Origin of the sequence: Haladaptatus sp. (assembly GCF_049589095.1) — an archaeon.
In the GTDB taxonomy this organism is placed as follows: Archaea; Halobacteriota; Halobacteria; order Halobacteriales; family Haladaptataceae; genus Haladaptatus.
In genome coordinates this window covers 1-2,874 of the sequence record NZ_JBAWAC010000162.1, presented here as the reverse complement: position 1 = coordinate 2,874, position 2,874 = coordinate 1, and the positions used below count along the sequence as shown (strand labels likewise).

Here is a 2,874-nt window from a genome sequence, read left to right as displayed (position 1 = left end):
CGACCGCACCGTGAACGCCGTCCACCCCGCCGTTCAGAATCGTGGAAACGGCGCGGCCGAACGACGAATCGCCGCTCTCGCTCGCTCGCGCGTCGAGTTTCGCGTACTCCTGCTGTTTGGACTGGATGTCGTGCTCGACCGAATCCAAATCGGACTGGAGTTCCGCCTTCTCGTCCTTGAGGTCCGACACCACGTCCTCTATCTGCCCGGCGTTCCGTTCGGCCTTCGTCAGTTCGTCGGCCAAATCGCCGAGTTCGGTTTCGAGTTGGGGGATTCGGTCGCGCGCTTCGGCGAGTTCGTTCTGTTTCTCGTTGACCGCGTCGGAACGCCGTCGCGCCTCGTCCAGCAGTCGATCCTTTTCGCGCTGGCGCTCGTTCTTCTCTCCTTTCTCGGCTTCGAGCGCGTCCTTCTTCTCGGCGAGGTCGGCTTTCACCTCGTCGTACTCGGTGTCGACGTTCTCGATCTGCTCCTCGATCTCGGCGAGTTTCGACTCCTTCGTGCCGATCTCACCCTTGACCGAAGCCTTCTCGATTTTGATGTCGCGGATGTCGCCGTTCAGTTCGTCGACCGTCTCCTGCTTGCGGTCGATCTCCACGAACGCCTGTCGTCTTCGGCTTTCCGCATCCGAGATCTTCTCCTCGGCCGTCTCGGTTTTGTCTTCGAGGCGGGAGATATCGCCTTTGACCTCCTCGATCTCGCTCTTGATGGCGAGTTGTTCGTCCTCGCCCTTGCGCTCGATCTCGGCGTTGAGTTCCTCCAACTTGTCTACCAGTCGGACGACTTTGCCCTGCTTTTCGTCCAAATCGCGCTGGAGGGTGACGAGTTCCTCCTTTCGGGAGTCGATGTCCGCGCGGGTGGCGTCCAAATCCGACCGCTTCTCCTCCAACTCGGCGGCCTTCAGATAGCCCTCGTACTCCTCTTTTTCTTCCCGCAAACCTTGATATTCGAGCGCCGTCTCGCGCTCGTCGCTCAGTTGGTCGAGGCGGTCCTCCTTCTCCTCGATCCTGAGTTCGGCCTCCTCGACGCGGTCCTTGACCACTTCGAGTTCCTCCAAGGCGGCGTCCCGTTTCGCGTCGAACTCCGCCACTCCAGCGATTTCGTCGATGATTTCGCGACGCTCGAACGGCGTCATGTTGATGATGCCGGTCACGTCGCCCTGCATGACGACGTTGTACCCCTCCGGGGTCACGCCCGCTTGCGCGAGCAAATCCTGAATGTCCGAGAGGTTGACCGAGCGACCGTTCAGATAGTAGTACGAATAGTAGTTGTCCTCGGTCTGCTTGACCCGCCGCTTGATGGTGATTTCGTCCACGTCTCCGACGTTGTCGGTTCCGGCGGCGTTGACGACCTGTGCCCGGTCGAGGGTTCCGTCGGAGTTGTCGAGAATCACTTCGACCGAGGCTTCGAGCGGTCCGTTGCTCGTCCCCTCGTCTCCATCGTGGCCGGGATTGTAGATGAGGTCGGTCAGTTTCTCGGCGCGGATACCCCGCGTTCGGGCCAACCCGAGCGCGAAGAGCACGCTGTCGATGATGTTACTCTTGCCGGAGCCGTTCGGGCCGGTAACGACGGTGAAATCCTCATAAAACGGGATTTCGGTCTTCCGGCCGAAGCTCTTGAACTTGTCGAGGACGAGCGTCTTGATGTGCATGGATTGCTCGTGGGGGGAGCTCCTACGCGACGATGATATCGTCGCCGGATTCGGATCCGGAGGACTCCTCGTTGTCTGTTTCGTCCTTAGACTCGTCTGATTTAGCCTCTTCGGCCTGCGACGATTCCTCCTGCTCCGCTTCCCGTGCCTGCTCCAGTTCGCGGATACGCTGGTTTGCGTCCACGAGTTCCTCCGTCAGGCCACGAATCGTCGCTTCCAGTTCCTCCATCCGCGATTCGAGCGAACCGATCCGGTCGCGCTGGCTAGTCATAATAACGTATGCGTGATGGTTTCACTATAAATGTGCGTCAGACAAATGTAAGAAATTCTGGATATATCCGTCGCGGTTGACTATCATTTACCGTCCCGTTCACTGCCGAATATGTGGAGTAAGTGTCAAAAGAGAGAGAAGGCGGGAAAATATTCTCATCCGTGTCCAAGCGCGCGATTTACAACAGGCATTGTTATATCATCTGACAAGTCTTATAGCCACGGGTCGTCAACCCCCGTTCGATGAGCCTTCCAAGCGACATCTCGGAGACGCCTCGCCGCGCCCGCATCGCCGATTCCATCGTGTTCGGTGTGTTGGGTATCGTTTTTGCGACGTGGGCGGTTCGGATTCCAGCGGTTCGATCCAAGATCGGCGCATCGTCAGGTGACATCGGACTCGCACTCCTCGGACTGGCGTGTGGAAGCATCGTCGGATTGGTCGCGGGCGGATGGCTCGTCTCTCATCACGGCGGCAGACGGATAATCCGGATCGGACTCTCCGTGTACTGCCTCTCGCTCCTCTCGATTACGCTCGCCAACAGACTCGACGTCCTCGTCACCACGCTCGTCGTTTTCGGGGTCGGAAAGGGGTTGACCGACGTCGCCGCGAATGCCCAAGGGATGCGTATCGAACACGGTTACTCGGGACAGATAATGGGCAGTTTTCACGCGCTGTTCAGCGGCGGCGGGTTGGTCGGTGCGGGTATCGGCGCAGTCGCAACGACGCTCGGACTCTCGGTTCGAACGCACTTCCTGATCGTCGGCCTCGCCTTGCTCGCCGGTGGACTCGCCGCGAGTTCGTGGCTCCTCCCGAAGAACGGCGACTCCGGCGCTGAGCCTGCTTTCTCCCTCCCATCTCGAAAGCTCGCCGGGTTTTGCGCCATCGGGTTCTGTGCGCTCTTTATCGAGGGCGTCGGAAACGATTGGAGCGCCGTGTTCCTCAAGAGCAGCGTCGG

At 59.5% G+C, this 2,874-nt stretch carries 2 protein-coding genes and 1 pseudogene; 1 reads left to right on the top strand and 2 read right to left on the bottom strand.

Features of this window, described 5'->3' with window-relative positions; genetic code table 11:
* Together WBV42_RS05570 and WBV42_RS05565 are read right to left on the bottom strand one after the other, a co-directional pair.
* A pseudogene (locus WBV42_RS05570) lies at nucleotides 1-1,648 on the bottom strand (chromosome segregation protein SMC); the annotation flags it as partial.
* 22 nt (nucleotides 1,649-1,670) lie between these two features.
* Entirely contained in the window at nucleotides 1,671-1,919 is a 249-nt protein-coding gene (locus WBV42_RS05565; protein WP_423985147.1) for a DUF7518 family protein, read from the bottom strand.
* Nucleotides 1,920-2,161: 242 nt separating this feature from the next.
* On the opposite strand from WBV42_RS05565, the gene WBV42_RS05560 reads away from it, so the two are divergent.
* Nucleotides 2,162-2,874 (top strand): MFS transporter (locus tag WBV42_RS05560; RefSeq protein ID WP_423985146.1); only part of this gene is annotated, 713 nt, incomplete at its 3' end.